This window comes from Dolichospermum sp. UHCC 0315A, assembly GCF_008121535.1.
GTDB classification, from domain to species: domain Bacteria; phylum Cyanobacteriota; class Cyanobacteriia; order Cyanobacteriales; family Nostocaceae; genus Dolichospermum; species Dolichospermum lemmermannii.
This window is the reverse complement of sequence record NZ_CP043056.1, coordinates 1,081,492-1,100,207: the sequence shown is the minus strand read 5'-3', so window position 1 is coordinate 1,100,207 and position 18,716 is coordinate 1,081,492. Positions and strand designations below refer to the sequence as shown.

Annotated in this window: 17 protein-coding genes, 1 tRNA gene and 1 other RNA gene; 5 read left to right on the top strand and 14 right to left on the bottom strand. The window is 40.8% G+C overall.

The window, feature by feature from the left end; translation table 11 throughout:
- Positions 1 to 36 precede the first annotated feature (36 nt).
- The gene (locus tag BMF77_RS05095; protein ID WP_148761140.1) at positions 37 to 660 is read left to right on the top strand and encodes a PEP-CTERM sorting domain-containing protein; all 624 of its coding nucleotides are present in this window, start codon (positions 37 to 39) and stop codon (positions 658 to 660) included.
- 446 nt (positions 661 to 1,106) lie between these two features.
- On the opposite strand, the gene lepA is transcribed toward BMF77_RS05095, so the two are convergent.
- Positions 1,107 to 2,918, bottom strand: coding sequence for a translation elongation factor 4 (gene lepA, locus BMF77_RS05090; protein WP_148761138.1), 1,812 nt, complete (start codon positions 2,916 to 2,918; stop codon positions 1,107 to 1,109).
- Positions 2,919 to 3,139: 221 nt separating this feature from the next.
- On the opposite strand from lepA, the gene BMF77_RS05085 reads away from it, so the two are divergent.
- A complete protein-coding gene (locus tag BMF77_RS05085; protein ID WP_148761137.1) occupies positions 3,140 to 3,955 on the top strand; it encodes a pantothenate kinase in 816 nt (271 codons plus the stop codon).
- 123 nt (positions 3,956 to 4,078) lie between these two features.
- Here the strand turns inward: BMF77_RS05085 and BMF77_RS05080 are convergent, their stop codons facing one another.
- Together BMF77_RS05080 and BMF77_RS05070 are read right to left on the bottom strand one after the other, a co-directional pair.
- The gene (locus tag BMF77_RS05080) at positions 4,079 to 4,714 is read right to left on the bottom strand and encodes a Uma2 family endonuclease (RefSeq protein WP_148761136.1); all 636 of its coding nucleotides are present in this window, start codon (positions 4,712 to 4,714) and stop codon (positions 4,079 to 4,081) included.
- A gap of 487 nt (positions 4,715 to 5,201) precedes the next feature.
- A tRNA-Thr gene (locus BMF77_RS05070) sits at positions 5,202 to 5,273 on the bottom strand.
- A gap of 36 nt (positions 5,274 to 5,309) precedes the next feature.
- On the opposite strand from BMF77_RS05070, the gene BMF77_RS05065 reads away from it, so the two are divergent.
- A complete protein-coding gene (locus BMF77_RS05065; protein ID WP_371735603.1) occupies positions 5,310 to 5,570 on the top strand; it encodes a DUF3493 domain-containing protein in 261 nt (86 codons plus the stop codon).
- A gap of 45 nt (positions 5,571 to 5,615) precedes the next feature.
- Here BMF77_RS05065 and BMF77_RS05060 read toward each other — a convergent pair whose 3' ends face one another.
- The 8 genes from BMF77_RS05060 to rimP all read right to left on the bottom strand — a co-directional run bounded on the left by BMF77_RS05060 (position 5,616) and on the right by rimP (position 15,202).
- A complete protein-coding gene (locus BMF77_RS05060; protein WP_168204499.1) occupies positions 5,616 to 7,262 on the bottom strand; it encodes a DUF1565 domain-containing protein in 1,647 nt (548 codons plus the stop codon).
- An 836-nt stretch (positions 7,263 to 8,098) separates the two neighbouring features.
- Positions 8,099 to 8,344: a hypothetical protein gene (locus BMF77_RS05055; RefSeq protein ID WP_148761133.1), complete on the bottom strand. Its 246-nt coding sequence runs from the start codon at positions 8,342 to 8,344 to the stop codon at positions 8,099 to 8,101.
- A 254-nt stretch (positions 8,345 to 8,598) separates the two neighbouring features.
- Positions 8,599 to 8,739 carry a hypothetical protein gene (locus BMF77_RS26530; RefSeq protein WP_168204399.1) on the bottom strand — a complete coding sequence of 47 codons (141 nt, stop codon included), beginning with the start codon at positions 8,737 to 8,739 and terminating at the stop codon, positions 8,599 to 8,601.
- Between the two features lie 3 nt (positions 8,740 to 8,742).
- Complete coding sequence (locus BMF77_RS26525) at positions 8,743 to 8,901, bottom strand: hypothetical protein (protein ID WP_168204398.1); 159 nt, start codon at positions 8,899 to 8,901, stop codon at positions 8,743 to 8,745.
- Between the two features lie 31 nt (positions 8,902 to 8,932).
- Entirely contained in the window at positions 8,933 to 12,028 is a 3,096-nt protein-coding gene (infB, locus tag BMF77_RS05050) for a translation initiation factor IF-2 (RefSeq protein ID WP_148766812.1), read from the bottom strand.
- A gap of 439 nt (positions 12,029 to 12,467) precedes the next feature.
- A complete protein-coding gene (locus BMF77_RS05040) occupies positions 12,468 to 12,737 on the bottom strand; it encodes a YlxR family protein (RefSeq protein WP_015083448.1) in 270 nt (89 codons plus the stop codon).
- 233 nt (positions 12,738 to 12,970) lie between these two features.
- Positions 12,971 to 14,248 carry a transcription termination factor NusA gene (nusA, locus tag BMF77_RS05035; protein WP_210422301.1) on the bottom strand — a complete coding sequence of 426 codons (1,278 nt, stop codon included), beginning with the start codon at positions 14,246 to 14,248 and terminating at the stop codon, positions 12,971 to 12,973.
- A gap of 492 nt (positions 14,249 to 14,740) precedes the next feature.
- On the bottom strand, positions 14,741 to 15,202 hold the full coding sequence (gene rimP, locus BMF77_RS05025) for a ribosome maturation factor RimP (protein WP_148761132.1): 462 nt from the start codon (positions 15,200 to 15,202) through the stop codon (positions 14,741 to 14,743).
- 127 nt (positions 15,203 to 15,329) lie between these two features.
- On the opposite strand from rimP, the gene BMF77_RS27200 reads away from it, so the two are divergent.
- Positions 15,330 to 15,473, top strand: coding sequence for a hypothetical protein (locus BMF77_RS27200; RefSeq protein ID WP_210422300.1), 144 nt, complete (start codon positions 15,330 to 15,332; stop codon positions 15,471 to 15,473).
- A gap of 96 nt (positions 15,474 to 15,569) precedes the next feature.
- Here the strand turns inward: BMF77_RS27200 and ssrS are convergent.
- From ssrS to BMF77_RS05010, 3 genes are all read right to left on the bottom strand, one after another.
- Positions 15,570 to 15,754: non-coding RNA, 6S RNA (ssrS, locus tag BMF77_RS05020), on the bottom strand.
- 62 nt (positions 15,755 to 15,816) lie between these two features.
- The gene (locus tag BMF77_RS05015; RefSeq protein ID WP_168204397.1) at positions 15,817 to 16,953 is read right to left on the bottom strand and encodes a 5-(carboxyamino)imidazole ribonucleotide synthase; all 1,137 of its coding nucleotides are present in this window, start codon (positions 16,951 to 16,953) and stop codon (positions 15,817 to 15,819) included.
- Positions 16,944 to 17,432, bottom strand: coding sequence for a pentapeptide repeat-containing protein (locus BMF77_RS05010; protein WP_015083443.1), 489 nt, complete (start codon positions 17,430 to 17,432; stop codon positions 16,944 to 16,946). The genes BMF77_RS05015 and BMF77_RS05010 overlap by 10 nt, the downstream gene beginning before the upstream one ends.
- Positions 17,433 to 18,030: 598 nt before the next feature.
- Between BMF77_RS05010 and BMF77_RS05005 the strand changes: the two genes are divergently transcribed.
- Positions 18,031 to 18,354, top strand: a complete 324-nt coding sequence (locus tag BMF77_RS05005) for a hypothetical protein (RefSeq protein ID WP_015083442.1) — start codon at positions 18,031 to 18,033, stop codon at positions 18,352 to 18,354.
- Positions 18,355 to 18,716 lie beyond the last annotated feature (362 nt).

The following is an 18,716-nucleotide window of genomic DNA, read 5'->3' as shown; positions in this document are numbered from 1 at the left end:
ACAATTTTCAACACCAACTTACTTACCAGGAACTCTATGTTAACTCAATTCAAAAACCCTCTGATCACCATCGGTATCACCCTAGCTTCTGGTATCAGTGCCATATCAATCTCTACTCCTGCTTACTCTATTAACTTAGTTAATTTAAACACCTTTAGCTCCATTGGAGATGTTAGTAGTAACAACACAGTTATTCAATCAGGTACAACAAATACCGTTGATACTGGTGGTGGTGCTGGTAGTTTAGAGCAATTTTTGGGTATCAATGCGACCAATTTTGCAACTGCTATTCCAGACAATCAATATGGTTCAGCCATTAAAAGTACCTTTAATAATATCAATGCTGGAGATGTGTTTAGCTTCAACTGGAATTTCACAAGTGCAGATACAGATCAAGCTTTTGTAACGATTAACAATAATGTTCAAACCTTAACGGGTAATAGTCTTTATAGCTATACCTTCACTTCTGCGGGAAATTATAACATCGGTATTGGAGTTGTTGATACTGGGGATTCAACAGGTCCATCAACTCTCACCCTAAGTAATGCCACAATTCAGTCCGTTCCTTGGGAAACTGATGCTTTACCAGTATTAAGTAGTACAGTTCTTTTTGGTATTGGTGTTTGGACAAAACGTAAATTCAATAGACATCTCCAATAATTTTTGAACCCCCCAGTCGGTTTTAACCGACTTTAGCTATAAGACAGGGAATTTATTCCCTGGCTTCTCTCCCTGGCTTCCTCCTTCCTCCTTCCTCCTTCCTTACATCACCACCCCATAATGTTTCGCTAAAAAACGCAAAAACGCCAACGGGAAAAAAGTGATTTTATTGTGTTGACAAACAATTTTAAAAATGTTATCATGAAATTGATAAGGAAGAACTATCTTGCTATTAGTTAATTAGTGACGAGAAGATCCTCTGCTTACCTACAGTAGCGGGCAATATGCCCGCACTACAAGGGTTTCATAATTCAAGTTTGTACCTCATTAGAGCGAAATCTGCTGTATTACCCATTTTTTGCCTGATTTTCACAATAAACTCGCCTGTAATTTCCCTCACGATTGCATACAGACGAGTTTTTAGCAATAAACCAAAAATCTGGGAATTAGCTCTTATCTAACCGCAACACAGCCATAAAAGCCTCCTGGGGTACATCCACCGTACCTATAGACTTCATCCGTTTTTTACCTTTGGCTTGCTTTTTCAACAGTTTCTTCTTCCGGCTGATGTCGCCCCCGTAGCATTTAGCCAAGACATCTTTCCGCATCGCCGATATACTTTCACTGGCAATAACTTTTGAACCAATGGAAGCTTGAATGGGGACTTTGAATTGATGACGGGGAATTAGTTCTTTGAGTTTTTCCGCCATGGCTCTACCGACATTGTAGGCTTTATCTCTGTGGACAATCATCGCTAAGGAATCCACTGGATCACCATTAATCAGAATATCCAATTTCACCAAAGGATTTTCTCGGTAACCAATCAGATGATATTCCATACTGGCGTAACCGCGAGAACGAGATTTCATTTGATCAAAAAAGTCGGTGACAACTTCAGCCAAAGGTAACTCATACGTTAGTGTAGTCCGTCCTTGGGTGAGATATTTCATATCTTTGAAGACTCCCCGACGATTTTGCGACAACTCCATTAAAGAACCGACGTAGGTTTCTGGAGTAATCATTTCGACTTTGACATAGGGTTCTTCGATTCTGTCCCGTTCATTCGGTTCAGGTAAGCGACTAGGATTATCAATGTACAGTTCTTCACCTTTGTTAGTGACAACTTTGTAAACTACCGATGGTGCGGTAATGATTAAATCTAGGTTATACTCGCGTTCTAAACGTTCTTGGACGATTTCCATGTGCAGTAATCCCAAAAACCCGCAACGGAAACCAAAACCCATAGCACTAGAGGTTTCTGGTTCATATTTTAATGCAGCATCATTGAGTTCCAGTTTTTCTAAAGCTTCTCGCAGGTCTTCAAACTGATCTGCGTCTATGGGGAACATCCCACAAAATACCATGGGATTTGCTTCTGCGTAACCAGGCAAGGCTTCAGTGGCTTTGTTTTTGCATAGGGTAATGGTATCTCCTACTCTGGCATCAGCTACGGCTCTAATTGATGCTCCTAAATATCCTACTTCCCCAGCATGAAGTTCTTCCACTTGCTTTTGTGTTGGCACGAGAATGCCTAATTCATCAATGATAAATTCTTTACCAGATGCCATTAAGTAGATGCGATCGCCTCTTTTCACAGTTCCATCCATGACCCGGAAGTAAACAATTACACCCCGGTAACTATCATAGTAACTATCAAAAATTAACGCCCGCAGCTTCTCATTTACAGTATCAGCAGGTGGGGGAACTCGTTCGACAATTGTTTCTAAAATCTCCGCAATGCCAATTCCCTCCTTCGCTGAAGCCAAAATTGCGCCACTGCAATCTAAACCAATAATTTCTTCAATTTCGCCAATTACTCGTTCTGGTTCTGCCCCTGGTAAATCAATTTTATTTAAAACTGGGATAATTTCTAGATTATTCTCTAGGGCTAAATAGACATTTGCGAGAGTTTGCGCCTCTACACCTTGGGACGCATCCACAACTAATAATGCCCCTTCACAAGCCACTAGAGAGCGCGACACTTCATAGGAAAAGTCTACGTGTCCAGGAGTATCAATTAAATTAAGAACATACTGCTGACCATCCTTGGCAGTATAATTCATCCGGGCAGCTTGCAGCTTAATTGTAATGCCGCGCTCCCGTTCCAAATCCATGTTATCAAGAAACTGCTCTTTCATCTGTCGATCTTCTACAGTCCCAGTCGCCTGTAGTAAACGATCTGCGAGAGTAGATTTCCCGTGATCAATGTGAGCAATAATACAGAAATTACGAATGCGAGCAGCGGGAACGTCAGTCATATACCATTTTTGCTTAAAGCAAATCAAAGTGAAAGCTATTTACTTCATGTATTTTAATGCTTTCTGAGAGAATAAGGGAAGAGGTAGGGAGCAACGCGAGGGAAAGAATTTTTTGATTTTTGCTCCTGACTCCTGTACGGCAGTTACACTATAGATTACCACAAATTTCCCAGCCATATTTTCAGGAAAAAACCTATAACTAAGTTGAGAAAATTAAAAGTGTGAGAAATCATCTGCCCTTAAAACAGGAACAGCATCTTTCTTTAGTATTAATGGTCGGTAATTCCCGCCTCCATTGGGCATTGTTCAGAGATAAAATATTATACTCAACTGGGGACACATTTCATCTATCTGCATCTGTTATTCAAAAATTAGCTGAATCTCCAACCTTAGATAATTGGTTGACAGCGATTTCTCTACCTACCAATCTTCCCATTATCCCAGATGATCCTATCCCTCTGATTCTCGCTTCTGTCGTTCCCAGTCAAACCGCACTTTGGCAAATTTACCCTCATTTGCGTCTGATTACCTTGGAAGATGTACCATTAGGGGGAATGTATCCCACGCTAGGAATTGATCGGGCTTTAGCTGTATGGGGTGCGGGAATAACTTGGGGATTTCCCGCATTAGTAATTGATGCGGGTACAGCATTGACTTTTACAGGTGTAGACAATCATCAATGCTTGGTTGGTGGGGCAATTTTGCCGGGTTTAGGGTTACAATTTGCCAGTTTAGGACAAAAAACCGGACAATTACCATTATTAGAAACTAGGATAATGACATCTTTACCACCACGTTTTGCCATGAATACATCAGATGCAATTCAAAGTGGAGTAATTTACATTTTATTAAGTGGGATAAAGGATTTTATTGAGGCTTGGTGGCGGTTATTTCCTGATAGTCAGATTGTGATAACTGGTGGTGATAGTCATTTATTAAAAAACTATCTTCAGCAACAATTTCCAGATATAGCAAACCGATTAATTGTAGATAATAATTTGATATTTCAGGGAGTTGGAAATATAGCGATTAGGTAATAAATCTCTAAACCTCTTATTTATTGCGATTAGTATTACTTGAAATTCGGTAAATCATTTTACTGGAATTTAGACTCAAAAGCACATGAATTATATTATTTGTATATTTGTAGGGGCAATTCATTAATTACCCCGACGGATATTTTCACGGAATTTTGAGATTAAATCTTTTGGTTTTTCACCAGACAAAAGTAAACTTGCTAACAGAGTTAAATCTAAATCCGGTAAAAATTCACTTTTTGATATTTTCTGATACTTATCACCCCGCAGAAAATATAATGAAAATTGATGATTCTGCCAAAACCAAACTTCCGGCACACCCAAACCTTGATAAATTAATAAATCATCAATTCCCCCACTCGTTACAACCACTTCAATAGCCAAATCAGGAACGGATTTTTCAGAATCAAAACAATAACATTCATCCGGTTCAATACCTCTAGCGGACGCTTCCTTTCTAAAAGTAGTTGAACCTAAAGGATAAAAATCAATATCCTTCCCAATAAAATAAGTTTCTAATAATAAAGCGATTAGCTTTTTATCGAACTCATGACGACGACTAGGAGACATTATTTCTAAAGTACCTTCTAAATATTTAAAGCGATAATGAGAAGTATTTTCAAATCTCTGTAACATTGTCTCATATATATTCCAGTTAATCCCACTCATCAGTAAAATTTGGTCAGAATCAACATTATCTAATGCTGATTGACTTGTTAATTCTTCCCAGCAACTCAACTTTTCTAGTAAACCTAACATTGTTACTGCTCCAAAATTGCTTTAATCTCAGACATAATTTCAGCAACTCGCCGATCTTTCTCTAATATATCAGTTACCAGTTGCTCTGGGGGTAAATGTTCAAAATCCCTCTGATTATTGGGGTTTTTCAGGTCAAGATTATAAATTGCCCAGTAAATAGCATCACCTTTCGCTTTTTCATCCTTACCAATTTTGCGGTGAATTTGTTCTTCAGTTGGAAACTGTTTTGACTCATCCTTAATTTTTTGAATCTGCTGTTTAACTTTCGTAACTACTTTAGGTAGAGAAAAATCTAAAATTAATTTTAATGAAGACAGAGAAAATCATTTTAATTTTATTTGTTCTTCTAAATTTTGCAATTGATTCACAGCGTCCCTCAATTCCTGAACACCCCCAAACCCTTGCTTTCTCCTGATATTGTTCAAAAAAGTCAGAGTTAGCACGACACAACCTTTCAGTCCGTTGCTTGTCTTGTTATATTACTTAAAGCCGATGATGAGATTTGAACTCACGACCTACTGATTACGAATCAGTTGCTCTACCCCTGAGCCACATCGGCGTACATAGTCAAACATCGTAACATAATTTATTGATGATGGAACAAAAATCTCCAAAAAATCTCAACCCCCAACAATATGAACGTCTCAAAGCCGAAGTAGCCGCACCCTATCGGGGGTTAAGGCAATTTATTTATATTGGTGTCGGTGCTTCCGGCTTTATTGGTGCATTCGTTTTCTTCTTTCAACTCCTAGCAGGACGCGATATAGAACAAGCAGCGTCTAATTTCGCCATCCAACTAGGAGTAATTGGGTTAATGGTGTTTCTCTGGAAATGGGAAAACAGCAGGAATAAATGACAGACAAGAGGCAACTGGGAAGATAAATATTCCCCTGCCCCCTGCCTACTTGCCAGTTACCAGATATGGAGAATTAATTGCTTGAACACGACCAGCATTAACCAAGGCTTGATATACAAAAGCCGCAATTTCCGCTCTAGTTGCTTGACGCTTAGGTGCAAGCTCTTTAACAGTGGGATAATTAATAACTAATTGCCGTGAAGTTGCTGCTGCTACTGGACCAACTGCATAACTAGGAATTTGACTAGCATCAGTATAGACGTTAATCACAGTCTGACCATTCGCAGTTAAACCCAAACCATTAGCTAAAGCCACCAAGGCTTGCACTCTAAGAATTTGTTGTTCTGGGTTAAAAGTTAAATCGGGATAACCAGATAGGAACGGACTACTAGAAGCAGTTTGAATGGCGCTATAAGCCCAATAATTGCTTTTAACATCTTTAAAAGTAATCCCTTGGCGTGTTGCTGAAGGTTTAAAAGCCTTATTTATGATAGCAGCAAATTGAGCGCGAGTTACAGGTTCATTGGGTTTAAAACTACCATCTGGAAAACCAGCGATAATATTTTTGGCAGCTAAAGCTTCAATGTAAGCTTTTGCCCAGTAACCTGTTTGCACATCTTTAAAAGCAGTGTTTCCAGTATTTCCAGTATTGTTATCGGGAGGTGTAGTCACTTTAGCCGCGACAAAATCAACAGCACCAAAAATCCGCTTCTCGTTGATATCGTTACCAATAGCGACAATTTTGCCAGCTTTAGTAGCATTGTTCAAATCATAGCGAGCATTATCACGGATGAGATTGCCACCAGGATTTTCACTTGTACCCAGGTCAGGAACTGCACTAATAGTAGCGACAATACCATCCCGTTTATTACCGCGAATGGAATTTTTACGGAGGATAGGTTTGGCAGTTTCCGAGATAAAAAGACCGTCTGTGTTTTGGGTAATGTTGTTACTTTCTAATAAAGGTGTAGAACTACCACCAATTGCTACACCAAAACCAGTATCCTGAAATAAATTGCCACGAATCACACCTTGGGCAGATTTAGTTACAGAAATTCCATTGCCCTTATTTTTCAAAAAGATGTTATTTTCGATTTGGGGATTTCCCGTACCTGTCACAAAAATTCCTTCTCTGACACTGTTAATAAATGTGCTATTTTTGATCACAGGGTTACTGGATTCTACCCATACAGCCGTTCCCCGGGAATTCGGGTTGGTAAAAGTTAAACCTGTAATAATAGTGCTATTATTCGCTAACAGTGTAATATCCTGTCTGGCAAAAGTGCGACTAGTGTAATAACCACCACCGCTAATTAAGATTCCCTCACCCTTGTTAGACTCATTACCTTGAAGCGTCACTCCAGAATTGAGGACAAGAGGGAATGTTTCACCACTCTCTTTACTATAGTTCCCAGGGGCAACCTGAACAACTGTCCCGGCTGTAGCTTTAGAAAGGGCAAAGGTGATGGTTTTATAGGGGGCTGCTGTAGTTCCATTAGCGGCAGTATCTTTTCCAGTGGCAGAGTTAACGTAAATGACAGTGCCATTGGCTGGCACTTGGGCTGTTAAAGTTGGAGCAGCACCAGCTTTAAGTTGACTAAGTATGAGGGTAGAACTACCAGCAACTAATAACAAAGCTGTCAGGCTGGTTTGTAAAGATAAACGAGAAATATGAAAACCCTGATTTTTCATTTTTTTAGTGAATAATGTGTTTAATGATGGTACTTTCACAAGAGTGTAAGGTAACAGATGTACATCTGTAAAACCCATGACAAACTATACCGGATCATTATCACTTATTCCGCTAAAATTGTGATTAAAAAAAACAAAGTAACTTAACAGTTCAGTAACTTTTATCCTCTAACATACCTCTAAGATACAAGGTTGGGTTGACGCAAGGAAACCCAAGAAATAGACAAGGTATTGCTCCTACATAAAAATTGAGGATAAGAAATCTTATCCTCAACTTCCCTGCTGAAAGCAAGGAGTAAATATTTTTGACATACTCACCGACCTGAAGGTGCGGGGAAACACTTGACACATCGCCAGAACAAGCCACAAGTGGTCTTATCGTCCCTCCATGTCCGTTTAAAGTCTCCCAATGCCCTATGGCGACTATGACCAAATTTTAACACAAAGCCGTCCCGGAAGGACGGGGCTTGTGTCCCGTCTTTTCGGTCAAAGGGTTAATAAGGTGAACTACCTACACTTCCCTTGCGGGTAAGTATAGGCTTCCTACCCAGTTAACAGCTTTTTGCTCTTCGAGAACAACAAGACTGATGTTAAGGCGATAGGCTGACCCCTCGTTCCAAAGGCAAAATCAAGGTTAATCAACAAAAATGATCATGTATCTAGCTTGGTTATCGCTATTCTCTCGCCTTGCCGAGATATTCAATTCATAACACAAATTTTGTGAATTGTCTCCATGTTTTCCTTCCTTGCTGTCGCGTTGGTCGGAAAACCGTCGTCAATTCACGCGCCATTCATCCCCCGCTGCCCTATCGGGTCAGACGTGGGGCTTCTGTCGGTTAAGCTAAAGTTTCTAAAGTCTCTCGTAAATACATTTGTACTTGTTGATCTAGACGTAAACTTTGTAATTTGGCGTTACATTCTAATTGCCATCTTTGAAAACCGGAACTAGCAGAAATCACGTATTTCAGGTTATGCCAAAATTGAGTATTAGCAGATAATTGGTGATCTTTACGCTCACCGTTGACAGAGACTGTACTGTCAGTAGTATGCGCGTAATCGCTAGAAGTTGGAAATTGAGCCATAATTCCTCATTCCTTATTTTTCACTTCCAGAATTAGACAATTTGGGATTTTAGATTTCAGACTGATAATTTATTTCACACACAAGGGGAACACGTAAATCTAGTCACCCAAAGCTAAAATTGAAAATTTTTGTTTAATCTTCTTTCAAGATAATGGTTTTACACCTGAAAATTCTGTCTCATTCATCACTAAATGCGGAATTTTATGCGAGAAATTTCTAAAACAACTTGTTTTTAATTAAACAGAGAATTTTTTTAAAATTTATAGCAACCCAAGGGGGTAAGACATGAATTGATAATAAAACTCGGACTAGAACAGGTTTTTACTTCTTCCTTCTTCTTTTTCCTTCTTCTTCCTTCTTCTTTTTCATTCCTTCCTTCTTCTTCATTCTTCATTCTTCATTCTTCTTCTGACTCCTGACTCCTGACTCCTGACTCCTGACTCCTGACTCCTGACTCCTGACTCCTGACTCCTGACTCCTGAACTCCTATTGGACGGAGTGCTGAGTTTACATTATTTGAGTGTTGAACTCGGAACAGTCTCAATTCAACACTCATTAACTCAGCACTCAACGCTGGATGCACGTCACTACTTAGTCATAGTCAGAGTCCGACGTTTAGTTACCAATTGGTAGGATTCAATGATATCATTTTCCACCCAGTCATGGAACTTATCAATGCCGATACCACATTCATAACCTGCGTTGACTTCACGGGCATCTTCTTTCATCCGTTTGAGGGAATCGAGAACACCTTCGTAAACTACCTTGTTATAGCGACGGACGCGCACCTTACAGTTGCGAACGAGCTTACCAGATTGAACATAACAACCGGCAACAGCGCCACGACCAACTGGGAAGACAGCACGGACTTCTGTTTGTCCCAAGGGTTCTTCCACCAACTCTGGTTCGAGTAAACCTTCCAAAGCACCTTGGATATCTTCCAAGAGTTTGTAGATGATGTTATATTCTCGAACATCTACACCTGCTTCATCCGCAGCTTGTCTAGCGCCACTGGCATAAGTGGTGTTAAAACCAATAATGACGGCGTTACTAGCCGCAGCCAAGTCGATGTCTGTTTCCGTGATTTCTCCAGCCGTAGCCAAAAGCATCCGAATTTGGACCTCGTTTTGCGGAATTTGGCGGAGAGAGCCGATAATAGCTTCCACAGAACCTTGCACGTCGCCCTTGAGGATCAAGTTGAGTTCTTTTAACTCGCCTTCTTGTGCTTGTGCTGACAGGGTAGTGAGAGTGACACGACCTTGTAACAATCGAGACTGACGTTGCTTATCGGCGCGATCGCTGGCTACAGAACGAGCTTCTTTCTCGTTTTCATAGACCTCGAAATCATCACCAGCAGCAGGGACATCACTTAAACCCAATACTTCCACAGCAAAGGATGGACTAGCAACATCTACACGCTTGCCTCGGTCACTTACCATAGCCCGGACTTTACCGAAGGCTGAACCAGCGACCAGCATATCTCCAACGTGGAGAGTACCGTTTTGAATCAGCAAGGTAGCAACTGCACCTTTCGCCTTATCCAAATGAGCCTCAATGACTGTTCCTTTTGCGACCCGATCTGGATTAGCGGATAGTTCGGCTACTTCCGACACCAACATAATCATTTCTAGGAGGGTGTCGAGGTTTTCGCCCTTAATGGCACTAACGGGAACCATGATTGTTTCACCACCCCAATCTTCAGCGGTGAGACCATAATTGGTAAGTTCCTGTTTAACCCGTTCTGGCTGTGCGCCTTCTTTATCAATCTTGTTGATAGCAACGACAATGGGAACGTTTGCAGCTTTAGCGTGGCTAATAGCTTCAATTGTTTGGGGACGAACACCGTCATCAGCAGCTACGACTAGCACGGCAATATCTGTCACCCTAGCTCCTCTAGCACGCATCGCTGTGAAAGCTTCGTGACCAGGAGTATCGAGGAAAACAATCTGCTGTGGTTTACCTTCATGGACGATATCAACATGATATGCGCCGATATGCTGGGTAATACCGCCCGCTTCCCCAGACGCAACTTTGGTTTTGCGAATAGAGTCGAGGAGAGTGGTTTTACCGTGGTCTACGTGACCCATGATGGTGACAACTGGGGGACGACGAATGAGGTGAGCCAAATCAGCCACGTCAATCATTTCCGTGACTTTCCGGGCTTCAGCTTCTCGTTCGACAATTTGGACTTCTACTTCTAGTTCTTTGGCGACTAGGGTAATCGTCGGAATATCCAGATTTTGGGTGATGCTAACAGCCATGCCCTTCATAAACAGGATTTTGACAATCTCTGTATCGGCAATTACGAGGGACTCAGCCAACTCCTGGACTGTTAATGGACCAGTAACATCTAGTGTGGCTGGACGATCTGGTTTTTGCTCTACATTTTCTTGGCGACGATTGTTGTGGTCACGGGAAGAACTAGATTTTTTACCTCTAGTGGTAGGAGCAGCCACAACCGCTACAGTTGGCATACCGGAGCGAGTCCCTTTGGGTTTGGGAGGACGGGCAATGGAGAGACTAACTTGAGTGGCTGCGGAATTTTCTAGACCGTCTTCATCTAAATCATCTTCATCTAAATCATCTTCTACGATTTGTTTGACCCGTTTGCCTTTGGGTCCAACCTTCGCTTTTTCTTTGATTTCGTCAATGATTTCTTCTTCTTGCCATTTTTTCCCACCCTTGTTCAAACGAGGGGGTGTAGGGCGTTTTAAATCCAAAAGATCGGGTGCTACTGGTATTTCATCCAATCCTTCTTTTTTCGCGCCACCTGCATGATGTCTGGGTGGAGTTGCCGTGGGAATGGCTGCTGGTTCACTGGGACGGGCAGGTCTAGGGCGTTGGATATCACCGCCAACGGATGGTCTACCACTGCGTTGTTCTGGTCTTGTCGGCGCTCCTGAATTAGCCCGACTAGGTCTAGGTGGTGCAGATGGTGAACTTTGATCAGATGAAGGTCTATTAACCTTACTTCTCACTGGCTGAGGATCTTCTTCAGCAGGCTGTGAGCGATCGCGTTTGAGAAGAGGTTTTTCTGATGTTGCTAAAACTGGTGTTTCTGCCGCTTTTGCGCCATCTACTCTAGCAGGAGGAGAAACCAACTGGGGTTTTTGCGGTTTCTCTGGTTTGGCTCTGGGAGTAGATATTTTCTCTGATTTTTCCGCTCTCACCTTTTCTGTAACCGATTCAGGATTAGATACCTGTTCTGGTTGGGTAGGATTAGGTTTAAGTGGAGTCTCAGATTGATTCCGGGGTACTGGTCGAGTTGGTGCCGCCGGCTTTATATTCATAGATGAAACTGGTGTAGCAAAAGGCCTTGGAGGTGCCGGAGGATTAGCATCAGTAGCGTCAGTAGCAACTGAGATATCGGTTGAGTTGGTGGTAGTGTTTATCAATATTTTCGGTTTGCGAATTTCTAGAATTTGCTGTTTGTGATGGGCGTTGGTACGGTTTTGAGATGAATTTGGTTTATGGCCATTTGTACTTTGTTCCTTTTTTGAGGCTAAATTCGTAGCAGCGACTTTTTCGGCTGCGCTACGAATTTGTTCAGCTTCCGCTTCGGAAATCGTACTGCTATGGCTTTTAACCGCAATATCGAGCTGGTCGCAAATTGCTAGTAGCTCTTTATTATCCAAATTCAATTCTTTTGATAAGTCATAGATTCTCACTTTTCCGTTGTTCATCCACTCTTTCCCCTTTAATTTACAGTTTTAGCGGATGGTTGCCTGGTTTGTGACATCTCCACCCTTTGATCACTGTTTTTTCGGTTGCCTTTGGTGATATTACCGGTGACTCCAGTTAGGAAAGAGAGATGTTTCGGGTTAATACTGACATCTCCACCAGGAATGATGGTTGATGCAGAACTGCGATTTGACGCTACCAGGTCGCCATTTTTGGTTTTTTTGTTTTGCTGATTTGTGAGTCTTCCACAATACAATCAAAAAAAACTTGTTGGGAGTAATGCCTTGCGTCTTGTCCAAAAAAGGAGATCGAGAAAGCTGGTTACATCCATTTACTATTTTGGCATTAACTTGAACGATACTAAAGGTTATGATCAGAGACCGAATAGTTCGGCTTTTGTCATAATATCTTGAGAGACTATCGCAATTTTAGTTGTTGCCATTAAATGCGATCTTGGCGATCGCCGTGATTTAGACGTTGCCACAATGTTTGATACACTGTATCTGGCACTGCTCCATGCAGCGATCTCCCTAGTCTATTTTTCTTCTGAGCTGCTTGTAGGCAACTCTCTTGCGGACAGATATAGGCAGAACGCCCCATGCCCTGATCTAATTGTACCTTTCCAGATGGAAAGACGCGGACAATCCGCCAAAACTCTTGTTTCAAGTTGACTTGACGACAACTAATACAACGCCGATAGTTCGGTTTCATCAGTCTTCTGCCAGATTTAAGTTAGATATCTTGGGGATACTAAACAATGTATTTTTTAATGCCTGTTGTCAGTTGTTAGTTGTCAGTTGTTAGTTGTCAGTTGTCAGTTGTCAGTTGTCAGTTGTCAGTTGTCATTGGGAAGAAATATTCCCCCTGCTCCCTGCTCCCTGCTCCCTGCTCCCTGCTCCCTGCTTCCCTTCCTTTTTCAAATTATTGCAGATAAATTTGGGGAATTAATCTTCCTCGCTATTGTCAAATCTATCCTCATCCAATTCTAATTCTTCTGCCATTGCATCTTCTCGGTCAGACCTGTCATCCCTATCATTTTGGGATTGATATTGCGCTCTCACCGCTGCAAATTTAGTATTTTCGGCTTCCTCATCATATTTAGCCTGATCTTTAATATCAATTTTCCAACCAGTGAGACGGGCAGCTAACCGCACATTTTGCCCTTCTTTACCAATAGCTAAACTCAGTTGATCTTCAGCCACTAAAACGTGAGTTTGGCGACTTTCGGGGTCCATGAGTCTGACTTCATCTACCTTTGCTGGACTCAACGCATTGGCAATATAGGTAGCTGGATCTGGAGACCAGCGAATCACATCAATTTTTTCACCGCGTAATTCATTAACTACCACCTGAATTCGTGATCCCCGCGCCCCAATACAAGCACCAACGGGGTCTACATCGCGGTCTAGGGTATCAACAGCAATTTTTGTGCGGGGTCCCACATAACGAGAGGGAGGGTTAGCTTCTCTGGCTACAGCCACAATTCGCACTACCTCATCTTCAATTTCTGGGACTTCGTTGGCGAATAAATAAACTACCAAACCTGCATCAGCACGAGATACCATCAATTGTGGCCCTCGTTGCTGCCCTTGGGAAACTTTTTTTAGATATACCTTAAAGGTAGCATTAGCCCGATAATTATCGTTGGGTAGCTGTTCTCGCTTGGGTAATTCGGCTTCTACTTCTGATTGTCCAAATCCGCTACTAACTGCCAAAACTACAGATTGACGTTCAAATCGCAATACTCTAGCTTGTAAAACCGTGCCTTCCAATTCTTGAAACTCTTCTTGCACCATTTGGCGTTGTTGATCTCGCAGTTTTTGCGCCAATACTTGCTTCGTTTGCATGGCTGCCATGCGCCCAAATTCTCCTTGATCTGGGGTGACATCCAATACTACAGAATCTCCCAGTTGGGCTTCTGGGGCTACTTGCTGGACTTCATCTAAGGAAATTTGATGATCAGTGTTAGCAACTGCTTCAACAATGGTTTTGGTGGAAAGAACCCGAAATCCTTCACCCTCAATATCCAGTTCTACTTCAAAATTATTAAAATACTCTTCATCAAATTGTCTGCGTTCTAAATTTTGGGCGCGACGATAACGTTCGTAACCCTTAATTAAGGCTTCTCTAATAGCTGCTTGTACAGCTAAACGCGGTAAGTTTCGTTCTTGGCTAATACTTTCAATTAGCTCTTTTAATCCCGATAAAGTCACCATTGACATACGCAGTCTCCTAAAATTTTATAAGAAAGTAGGCTTAAAACCGTTCTATAAAACTTACCCAAAATTACCAAAGTCTAGACACATCTGGACAGCGATAACCTTAGTGTTTACTTCCTGCTTCATCACGGTCTTAGAATGGCTTCTAAGAGGTTTTTCCGCTCCACAGGCAATCTCGGTAGAACTTACCGTTTCTGACCCTAGACTTAAAATCTAAAACCTTTTTGGGTTTTTATGTTTGGGTGTTTTTTAAGCGAGAGAGGGGATAAATCTCTCAGTGACTTATGGTGTTACAATGTCTTTAACAGGTAAACACCCGATGTTGCCTAACGGCTCAACACTATACATTGACAATCTCTTTAGAGCGGAGAGTGTCAAGTCAGCAGTCAGCAAAATTAGATAACTGTTAAGAAATAATTGTTTTCTTTTCCCCAATTACTTCTTCTCAATTACCACTTACCAGTCCCTAATCCAACGTCTAAAATCTAAAATTGATTAGCTACGCTCATCTATTTGGACTTTGGTAATGAGGTTACGGGGAATTTTTACTACACGACCCTTTTGATTAAGGTAAACTGTAGTTTCATCCCGGCTAATCAATAGACCTATCCACTCTTGCTGTTGTTCGGAGGGTGGGGAAGTAGAAATAACTACAGGAAATCCTTTGAAGGAAATAAACTCCCTGTCTGTTACCAGTTGCCGCGAAATACCAGGACTAGATACTTCCAATATGTAACCGTCTGGAATGATATCGGCCGCATCTAATGAGGCTTCAACGGCACGGCTCATCCTTTCACAATCATCCAGGCCAATGTCCTGTAGAGGATTAAAGATATCTACTCGCAAGACTGGGGGGCTTTGGTTCGTATGAAAAACTATACTAACAACTTCCAATCCTAGTTCTGCGGCTACTGGTGTCGCCAAATCAATAATTTGTGGTATTAAAGGATGAGTCATGGGAGAATTCAATAAAAAAAGTGGGCTTCAACCCACTTCCTGCGATAGGGATATCTTCCAAGAAGTATTGTGACGAACTGTATGAGTTCGCCCCTAAAATGAGTGTAGCTTATTTCTTCAGTTAGTCATGACAGACTTGAAGAAATGGTCATTGGTCAGTTGTCAGTTGTCAGTTGTCATTGGTCAGTTGTCATTGGTCAGTTGTCATTGGGAAAATCTTTTTCTTTCCGTATTTTGCTTTTTACCTCTAAATTTAAGGTATATATCGTGAACTACCTACACTGACCTGAGTACAGGTACAGTGTGAGCCTTCTTGCTGTTTAAGGTAAAGCTCCCCAGTTTTATCAACCGGGGAGCTAAAATTTTTTAGTTCACCACAACGCCGTTTTACCTAAGTTTATGACCTGGTTAAACCAGGTGGGAACTGAGGGTTCTCATTTAAAGTTTCTGGGTACAAGCCCAGTATACTGCCACGAGAATTGTTTAGCTCCCTTGTTGTTAAAGACATAGATCAAAAAACTTGACGGCAGTCACCAATCGTCGTAGTGCAACTAACTCATTATAGCTTTGAAAAATAGTTTGTGTGTTTATTTTGGGAAAATTTTGGCAAATTTCTACTGGGGATACCAGATAGATTCAATTTTGTGTATAATGTCTTCTACTCCATTAGTTTGATCTTGATCTAATAAAACGGTGATATGTCCTAGCTTACGCCCTGGACGAGCTTCTGTTTTTCCGTACCAATGAACAGTAGCCTGGGGAATATTTGCTAATTGTTGACGTTGTTTTTGGTAATCACAATGGCTGTTTTCATATCCTAGCAAATTAACCATCACGGCACTAGCACAATATAATCTAGTATTGCCTAATGGTAAACCACACACTGCTCTCAGGTGTTGTTCAAATTGGGAAGTTTCACAAGCATCCAGGGAAAAATGTCCAGAGTTATGGGTACGTGGTGCTATTTCATTAATTAAGATTTTACCTTGGGCGGTGAGAAATAATTCAATGCCACAGACTCCTATATATTGGAGGCTAGTTAATAGTTTATGGGCGATCGCTTCAATTTGCAAACTTTGCTCTTGGGTGATTTGAGCGGGGGCAATTACCCACCGACAAACCTGTTCTTTCTGGAGAGTTTCTACCGCTGGATAGATGACAATTTCCCCATTTACAGAACGGGCGGCAATTATCGCCAGTTCTTTGGTAAAAGGCACAAATTCTTCGACTAAAAACTGGCTATGAGTTTGATTAACTATTTTTGATAAAGTTGCAAAATCGGGAATGATAAAAGTTCCTTGACCATCATATCCATGTCTTCTGGCTTTGAGAACCACAGGAAAACCCAAATTTTCAATTTGAGATTCTAGCTTTTTTTCCCCTGATAATGCCAAAAACTGGGGAACTGGTAAACCTAAATCCCGTAAATAGCACCGTTGCTCATATTTATCTAACAGAGGTGCTAAAGCTGCTAGTTGAGGATGAAAACAAACACCCTGTTTTTCTAGCAGTGATAAAGCCGCAAGGTTAACAAATTCATTTTCAAAGGTAACGATATCACACTTTGTCGCTAAAATTTCTGTGGCAGCGGCATCATCAACTGCGGCAAAAATGCTATGTTGGGCAATAGATACGGCTGGATCATTGGGACTAGGAGTTTGGACTATTAATTCTACTCCCAGCTTATCTGCTGCATCTTTCATCATCCAAGCCAGTTGTCCACCACCAATTATACCAAGTTTCATTGACATCCTAAGGACTCACGAGTTTCTACACCAGTTTGAGAATTTACACCACTGGCTTTTTGACATAGCTCTTTAATTTGCGCTTTATCTAAAATTGCGTCCGTAAAATCTGCACCTGTGATATTAACATCTGTAAAGACGGTGCGGAGTAAAAGAGCTTCGATTAAAACGGCATTACTTAAATCAGCACCTGCTAATTTTACCTCATTCACCATCGCATTGGTTAAATCTGCTCCATGTAAATTTGCTTTTGTCATGACTGAAGCACTGAAAACTGTTCCTCGTAAGTCCGCACCTGTAAAGTTAGCCATTTCTAAGTTAGCGTTAGAAAATTCCGCAGCTTGTAAACTTTGTCCCGAAAAATCTTGTCTCGACAATTCGGCATTGCTATATGATAAAGGATGAGTCCAATCTGCTGATGCTGGCTGTGCAACGCACCAAACCATAATTCCTAAAATCCATCCTAAGCTTTTTTGCCAAAACATAGTTGATGAGTCCAAATTGATAAGTAGGTCGGCGTTAAAAAATCAATCTATGTAACGAAATATAAATTAACGAATACCTTATAAATAGGGTGTTTCACGGTTTTTACAAAACTAAACATATATCGATTTTATTGGGCCGACTTACTTACTGGATAAGTTAAGTTTTGCATAAACGTTAATATTTTGTAATAACGCTTTTGGTAATTACTCCCTTTTTTAAATTTTAACTGTTGCTGATTCTGGAAAAAAATGGCATTATTGCTCCAGCAGGATTTTACTATTTACAATAATTCATTAAGTTTGATTACAAGTAAAGTTTGTTATCTTTTAAAGTCTAGTAGTCAGGACAACTGATAATCTGTTAGTTATGGTGATGGCTGTGGAAACAGGATTGTTAATATGTATAAAATAATTTGATAAACCTTTAAAACAATGAACTAAAAGTTATAGCGATATGTACTTGAATAAGGGAAAAAATTTCCTAAAAAAGCTAGATAACAAAAGATTTTTACTGCTGACTGCTGCTATATCTGACTAAAATCTTTAAGTTATTAAAATTGACAAACTGCACACATTAACAAAGCAAATTGGTATTTATATGATAAATCATTACTCTATTCAATGGATTGAAGCATGGTGCTTAGAAAATGGCTGGACAGATTTATTTGTTGAGAGACGTGGTAACTATTGGGCGTTTCCTCCTGGTGGAGTCATGCCAGAACCAATCCCAATGAATGTGTTAAGAGTAATTAAAGAGAAAAATGGTTTAACTAATCAGGAAATGTATTGGGCTTGTGCTGCCATCTCTACCACTATCCTAGCAGTGATTTACACTTTTTGGTTTAAATGTCCGATTCCCTTAGTTTTATCTTTTGCATTTAATGCTGTGACTGTGGCACAATTTGAACCAGAGGATGTCTAGATTTTTAAAAGCTGTCGCGCACTTAAATTGTATAATTTGGAGGCAGAAACCCGCCTATAGCCTAGATCATGTTCAAAAACTAGATGCGTGACAGCTTACTTGCCACAAGAGAAGCGATCGCCTAAAATTAGATACAGGGGTAATCTAATTTCCAAAAAATTCAGTGATTAAAAAACATTGGCTATTATTGAGTTTATTTTTCATCTTCCTATTAACCTTTCAGCAAGCATTAGCCAAGAATAATTTACAGTTAAGAGTTAACCGCTACTTAGAAGTACGTAGCATTTTTGGTAATGTTATTTATGGAAATCAACAAACTTCCCAACCTGCCAATGTCGGCACAAAGTTGCAAAAGGTTGGTG